This is a genomic window from Arthrobacter sp. 05L45_2 (genome assembly GCF_056397525.1).
In genome coordinates this window covers 1-7,189 of the sequence record NZ_JBFTNO010000230.1, presented here as the reverse complement: position 1 = coordinate 7,189, position 7,189 = coordinate 1, and the positions used below count along the sequence as shown (strand labels likewise).

Below are 7,189 nucleotides of genomic sequence, written 5' to 3'. Positions count from 1 at the left end.
GTCCACCCCAGGGTGGACGCCGGCTCTTGTTGTGGTGCTGCCGTGCGGGGTACCGCCTGGCTAGGCCGAAGCCACCTCGGGGGGAAGCATCAGCTTCGCTCCGGGGATCGCGTTCAGCAGCGCCTTCGTGTAATCCTGCTTCGGCGAGTCGAAGACCTCGTCGGTGGAACCGGTCTCGACCAGCTTGCCCTTCTCCATCACACACACGTGGTCGGCGATCTGCCGGACCACCGCGAGGTCATGGGTAATGAACAGGTAGGTCAGGCCCAGCCGCGACTGCAGGTCGGCGAGCAGGTTCAGCACCTGCGCCTGCACCAGCACGTCCAGGGCGGACACCGCCTCGTCGCAGATGATGACCTCGGGGTCGAGGGCCAGGGCACGGGCGATAGCCACACGCTGGCGCTGGCCGCCGGAGAGCTCGTTCGGGTAGCGCTGCATGGTGGACTGCGGCAGTGCCACCTGGTCCAGCAGGTCCCGGACCTTTTTCTCCCGGCTGGCCTTGTCCCCGATCTTGTGGGTCCGCAGCGGTTCCTCGATGGTCCGGAAGATGTTGTACATCGGGTCGAGGGAACCGTAAGGGTCCTGGAAGATCGGCTGCACCCGGCGCCGGAAGGCGAAGATCTCCTTGCTGTTCAGCGTGGAAGTGTCGACGCCGTCGAACACGATCTTGCCGGAGGTCGGCTGGAGCAGGTTCAGGACCATCTGGGCCACGGTGGACTTGCCGGAACCCGACTCCCCCACGATCGCCGTCGTCGTTCCCCGCTTGACGCTGAAGGACACGTCGTCCACAGCGGTGAAGTCGGTGGAACGGCCGAAGCCGGAGCGCAGCTTGAAGACCTTCTTGAGGTTCTCAATCTGCAGCACCTCGTCGGGCAGGGTCGAGGCAACGACGACGTCCTCGGCGGGTGCCAGCAGGTCATCGGATTCGACGCCGAGTTCCTTGGCAGCCTGGATGCGCCGTGACGCCAGCGACGGCGCCGAGGCAACCAGCCGCTGGGTGTACGGGTGCTGCGGGTTCTGCAGCAGCTCCAGCGACGGACCGGCTTCGACGACCTGGCCGCGGTACATGACCACAACCTTGTCGGCGCGCTCGGCGGCGAGGCCGAGGTCGTGGGTGATGAGCAGGACGGCCGTGCCGAGTTCGGTGGTCATCTTGTCCAGGTGATCCAGGATCTGCCGCTGGACGGTCACGTCCAGGGCCGACGTCGGCTCATCGGCAATGAGCAGGCGCGGCTGGCAGGACAGGCCGATCGCGATCAGGGCACGCTGGCGCATGCCGCCGGAGAACTCGTGCGGGTACTGGTTGGCACGGCGTGAGGCATCGGGCAGACCGGCTTCGGACAGCACCTTCGCGACGTCGTCGGGGCCGCTGGGCAGCCCGTTCGCCTTCAGCGTTTCGCGGACCTGGTAACCGATCTTCCAGACCGGGTTGAGGTTGGACATCGGGTCCTGCGGCACCATACCGATGCTGTTGCCGCGCAGTTCGATCATCCGCTTCTCCGAGGCGTGGGCGATGTCCTCGCCGTCGAAGAAGACATTGCCGGCGGCCACACGGCCGTTGCTGGGCAGCAGGCCGATGGCGGCCAGCGCCGTCGTCGACTTGCCGGAGCCGGACTCGCCGACGATGGCGACGGTTTCGCCCGGCATTACGGTGAGGTGGGCGTTGCGGACAGCGTTCACCTCGCCGTTGCTGGTGGTGAAGCTGATCGCCAGGTCCTTGATTTCAAGGAGCGGACGTCCGGCGGCCGCGCCGGCTTCGTGGAATTCGACAGAGGCGTTCATGGCGTCCCCTTTCATCGCTTGCGCGCTTTGGGATCGAGCGCATCGCGCAGGGCGTCGCCCAGCATGATGAAGCTCAGGACCGTGATGGACAGCGCGATGGCCGGCCAGAGCAGGGGCATCGGGTTGGACCGCAGGGAAGCCTGCGCTGCCTGGATGTCATTGCCCCAGGACATCACGCTCGGCGGCAGCCCGATGCCGAGGAACGACAGGGTCGATTCCGCGACGATGAAGGTACCCAGCGAGATGGTGGCGACGACGATGATCGGAGCCAGCGAGTTCGGCATAACGTGGCGCATCAGCGCACCGAACTTAGAAACGCCCAGGGAGCGGGCGGCGGTCACGAAGTCGGCATTGCGGACCTCGATCACGGCACCGCGGGTGATACGGGCGATCTGCGGCCAGCCGAAGGTCACCAGGATCAGCACCAGCGTCCAGGCCGTGCGGTTGGCACGGAAGACGGGCAGCTGCATCATCACGATGGCGCCGAGGATCAGCGGCAGGGCGAAGAAGATGTCGGAGCGGGTACCGAAGATCACGCGTGCGTACACGTCGCAGCCCTGCTGGGTGAAGCCCAGCGGGTGCCCGGCGGCCGGTCCGGCGTCGGAGTTGGCCAGCTGGCATGCCTCCGAGGCGGGGTCGATGCCGGAGAAGAGCGAGGGGAAAAGTGACACGGCGACGACGACGAGGATCAGGAAGGCGGAGATCAGGAAGAGCGGCTGCTTGCGCAGGTTCTTCCAGGCCTCGCCCCACAGGCTCAGCGGAGCCTGGTCTTCCTTGACCTTGTCGGTTGCCTGCAGCGGTGTCTCGGAGAAGTCGGCGACGAAGTGTTCGACGTGCCGCTTGGCCGGGGCCGCAGTGCGCTGGTCCGGGGTGATGTTCTCAGGCGTCATAGCGGATCCTTGGGTCAAGCCAGGCGTACAGCAGGTCTACAAGCAGGTTGGACACAACATAGATGAGCACCAGCACCGTCACGATGGAGACGACGGTGGGTCCCTCACCCTGCGTGACGGCCCGGTACAACCGGTTGCCGACGCCCGGGACGTTGAAGATGCCTTCGGTGACGATGGCACCGCCCATGAGGGCGCCCAGGTCAGCACCGAGGAAGGTGATGACCGGGATCAGCGAGTTGCGCAGGATGTGCACGCGGACCACGCGGAAACGCGACAGGCCCTTGGCGGTGGCGGTGCGCACGTAGTCGGCGTTCATGTTTTCGATGACGCTGGTCCTGGTCAGGCGCAGCACGTAGGCAAAGGAGCCGAGGCCGAGGACGATCGCGGGCAGGATCAGGTCCTGGACCGTGGCGGCCGAGCTGACGGTCGGTTTGGCCCAGCCGAGCTGGACGCCGATGGTGAACTGCAGCACGAAGCCGAGCACGAAGATCGGGATGCCGATGACGATCAGGGACGCGATCAGGACGGTCGCGTCGAAGAACTTGCCCTTGCGGAGGCCGGCGATCAGGCCGAAGATGATGCCGAAAACGGCTTCGAAGATCAAGGCCATAACGGCGAGGCGGGCCGTCACCGGGAAGACCTCACCCAGCACGGCGGCAATGGGGCGGCCGGAGAAGTCCTGGCCGAGGTCGAACGTGAAGATGCCCTTGAGGTAGAGCAGGTACTGGATCCAGAACGGCTGATCGAGGTGGTACTGCTGCCGGAGCTGGGCCGCGACGGCCTCGTTGACCGGCTTGTCGCCGAAGAGGGCCACGATGGGGTCGCCAGGCAGGCTGAAGACCAGGAAGTACACCAGCAGCGTGGCGCCCAGGAAGACCGGGATCAGCTGCAGGAAACGCTTGAGGATGTAAGTCGCCATTAGCGAACGACACCCCCGTCAGCAGGCATCCCGTGCAAGGATGCGGCGGAGTTGTTCATCAAAGAACCTTTTCATTATGGGTGCAGCCGGCGCCGGTACGGTCACGGCGGACCGGCTGCGGATCGCACCGGCCGTGGCGGGTGCTTAGAAATAGGGGGAAAGCAAAACAACGGCGAGGGCCCCAATCCAGGYAGCCCCCGCCGTCGTTCAGTTATTACTTGCCAGTGATGTTGTAGTACAGCGGGACGCCGTCCCAGCCGTAGTCAACGTTGGAGACCTTGTCGCTCCAGCCGCCCTGGGCAACCTGGTACCACAGGGGGATGGCCGGAAGGTCGGTCAGGAGGGTTTCCTGAGCCTTGTTCATGGCCTTGTTGCCGTCTGCAACGGAGGAAGCGGCGAGACCTTCAGAGATGGCCTTGTCGAACGCCGGGTTGGCGTAGCGTGCGTCGTTGGAGCCTGCACCGGTCTTGTAGATCGGTCCGAGGAAGTTGTACAGCGACGGGTAGTCGGCCTGCCAGCCGGCGCGGATTGCACCGGTCAGCGTGCCTGCGGTGGCGTCGTTGCGGGCTTCCTTGAAGGTTGCGTACGGCTTGCCCTCAACCTTGATGCCCAGCGTGTTCTTGAGCTGGTTCACAACAGCCTCAACCCATGCCTTGTGGCCGCCCTTGTCGGCGTTGTAGGCGATGGTGAAGGTCTTGTTCGCGTCCCACTTCTGGATGGCGTCAGCCTTGGCCCAAGCGGCCTTGGCCTTGTCGGCGTCGAACTTCAGGTTCTCGGAACCCGGGATCGAGTCGCTGTAGCCGGACAGAACCGGAGCGGTGAAGTCCTTCGCGGGCTGGCGTGCACCGCTGAAGATGACCTTGGTGATTTCGTCGCGGTTGATGGCCATGGAGATGGCCTGGCGGCGGAGCTTGCCGGCTTCACCGCTCCACTCCGGCAGGTATTCCGGAATCGCGATGGTCTGGTTGCCGGCGTACGGCTTGTTGATGGTGCGGTCGCCCAGGTCGCTCTTGAAGTTCTTCAAAGCGCTCGTGGGGATGGTCTGCAGGATGTCCAGGTTGTTGGACAGCAGGTCCTGGTACGCAGCGTCGTCGTTCTGGAAGATCTTGAACGTCACGCCGGCGTTCTTGGCCTTGCGCGGGCCGTTGTAGTCCGGGTTCGGGACGAGCTGGATCTGCACGTTGTGCTGCCAGCCGCCRTCGGCCAGCTTGTACGGGCCGTTTCCGACCGGCTTCTCGCCGAACGCCTTCGGGTCCTTCAGCGCGCCGGACGGAACCGGAACGAACGCGGTGTAGCCAAGGCGGAGCGGCCAGTCGGATTCCGGCTGCTTCAGTTCAACGGTGAAGGTCTGGTCGTCGACGACCTTCAGGCCGGACATGGTGGTGACGGTGGAGCCTTCTTTGCTGGCTTCGTCGTAGCCCTTGATGCTCTCGAAGAAGGCGCCGCTGAGCTGGGCGTTCTTCGCGGCYGCACCGAAGTTCCAGGAGTCAACGAACGTCTTGGCGGTGATGGCCTCGCCGTTCGTGAACTTCTGGTCCTTCTTGATCTTGATGGTGAAGTGCTGGCCGTCCTTGCCCTCGATGGACTCGGCGAGTTCGTTCACGGGCTTGCCGCTGGGGTCGTAGCTGACAAGACCGGCGAAGATCATGTCGATAACCTTGCCGCCGCCAACTTCGTTGGTGTCGGCGGGCATCAGCGGACGCTGGGGCTCGGAACCGTCGGCGATGATGACCTTGCTGGCGTCGCCACCGGTGCTGCCGCCGGCGGTGTTAGAACCGCCGCCGCCGCAACCGGTCAGGGCCAAAGCGGCGATAGCCACCATGCCCAGTGCTTTGGAAGTGCGCGAAAAACGCATTCCGCCTCCTAAGAGTTGTGGGAGTTCGTGCGGGAGAGACTTGTGCTTCCCGGCAGGCCCGGGCACAGAAATATCCTGTGACGTGGCCTACATATGGAAGTAGCCTAACCGCAAAAAGTCCGAATGATGGAACTCCGTTGCCAAACCGTGACTCAACAATCTCGTGACGGCTAGCGTCAATCGAAACGTATTTCAAGTCACACATTACTGGCTGGTACCATACGCCTCCGGAGGCTGCGGGTTATAACGGGTTAACCGAAAACCCCCTAAAAACCGCCTAGCTCGCGCCCGCGAGCAACTGCGCCCTCAGCTCCCTCCGTTCGCGCTGCTTCTCCGGATCCGGCAGCGGAACCGCCGCGAGGAGACGCTGCGTGTAGGGCTGCTGCGGGTTCCGGAGGATCTGGTCGCGGCTGCCCTGCTCGACAATCCGGCCGCGTTGCATCACACAGATCCTGTCGGCCAGGACGTCCACCACCGCGAGGTCGTGGGTGACGAAGAGGCAGGCAAAACCCAGTTCCTTCTGCAGGGCCTGGAACAGTTCGAGGACCTTCGCCTGGACGGAAACGTCCAGAGCCGACGTGGGCTCGTCCGCCACCATCAGCTTCGGCTTCAGCGACAGTGCCCGGGCGATGCCGACGCGCTGTTTCTGGCCGCCGGAGAGCTCGTGCGGGTAGCGGTTGCGATAGTCGCGCGGCAGCTCCACCTGGTCCAGCAGGGCCTCGATCCGCGACTGCAGGTCCGCCCCCTTGGCGACGCCGGCGAGGAACATCGGTTCGCCGATGCTTTCACCGATGGGCAGCCGCGGGTTCAGCGACRACGAGGGGTCCTGGAAGACCATGCCGACGTGCCGGCGCATCTCGTGCAACTGGCGGCCGTTCCTCTTGGCGGCGGAAATGTCCTGGCCCACCACCTTCATGGTGCCCGCGGCAACCGGCAGCAGGCCGACGGCGGCACGGCCGATGGTGGTCTTACCCGAGCCGGACTCCCCCACCAGCCCGACGACCTGGCCCGGGTAGATGGCAAGATTGGCGCCCTCGACAGCGCGGAACGCCGGCACCCGTCCCTGCTTCGGGTATTCGATAGCGACGTCGGTGAGTTCCAGGACAGGATCGCCCTGCGGTTTAGCCGTCCCGGCGGCCGCCAGCGCCGCGGCGTTCTCCCGCTCCCGCCGGAGCAGCTCCGAACGCGGCACCGCGTCGAGGTCGGCGTGCGTCGCGGCGGCCAGGGCTGCGGTGACGTCGACGTCGGGCTCGCTTTCAGCACCGCCCTGCCCCAGGTGCGGCACGGCTGCCAGGAGGGCCTGGGTGTACTCGTGCTGCGGGTTGTGGAAGATCTCCGCGGCCGTACCGGTTTCCACGATCAGTCCCCGGCGCATCACGGCGATCCGGTCGGCGAGGTCGGCCACCACACCCATGTCGTGGGTGATCAGCACAATCGCACTGTCCAGCTTGTTGCGCAGGTTGCGCATGAGGTCCAGGATTTCGGCCTGCACGGTGACATCAAGGGCCGTGGTCGGTTCGTCGGCGATAAGCAGCTTGGGGTCGCAGGAGAGCGACTGGGCGATCATGGCGCGCTGGCGCTGCCCGCCGGAGAGCTGGTGCGGGTAGGACTTGAAGGCCTTCTCCGGGTCCGGCAGTTCCACGAGTTCGAGCATCCGCAGGGCGCGTTCGCGGGCCTGGTCAGGCGAGACCTCGTTGTGCAGGCGGATGGTTTCGACGATCTGTGCACCCACGGTGTACACCG

General features: G+C 65.1%; 5 protein-coding genes. All 5 read right to left on the bottom strand.

Annotation, left to right across the window (positions count from 1 at the left end):
• Nucleotides 1–60: 60 nt before the first annotated feature.
• Nucleotides 61–1,782 carry an ABC transporter ATP-binding protein gene (locus AC1DHD_RS14440; RefSeq protein ID WP_476880375.1) on the bottom strand — a complete coding sequence of 574 codons (1,722 nt, stop codon included), beginning with the start codon at nucleotides 1,780–1,782 and terminating at the stop codon, nucleotides 61–63.
• Between the two features lie 11 nt (nucleotides 1,783–1,793).
• Nucleotides 1,794–2,672, bottom strand: coding sequence for an ABC transporter permease (locus AC1DHD_RS14435; RefSeq protein WP_476880374.1), 879 nt, complete (start codon nucleotides 2,670–2,672; stop codon nucleotides 1,794–1,796).
• The gene (locus tag AC1DHD_RS14430) at nucleotides 2,662–3,591 is read right to left on the bottom strand and encodes an ABC transporter permease (RefSeq protein WP_476880373.1); all 930 of its coding nucleotides are present in this window, start codon (nucleotides 3,589–3,591) and stop codon (nucleotides 2,662–2,664) included. The genes AC1DHD_RS14435 and AC1DHD_RS14430 overlap by 11 nt, the downstream gene beginning before the upstream one ends.
• A 214-nt stretch (nucleotides 3,592–3,805) precedes the next feature.
• A complete protein-coding gene (locus tag AC1DHD_RS14425) occupies nucleotides 3,806–5,446 on the bottom strand; it encodes a peptide ABC transporter substrate-binding protein (protein ID WP_476880372.1) in 1,641 nt (546 codons plus the stop codon).
• 277 nt (nucleotides 5,447–5,723) lie between these two features.
• Nucleotides 5,724–7,189 (bottom strand): ATP-binding cassette domain-containing protein (locus AC1DHD_RS14420; RefSeq protein WP_476880371.1); only part of this gene is annotated, 1,466 nt, incomplete at its 5' end.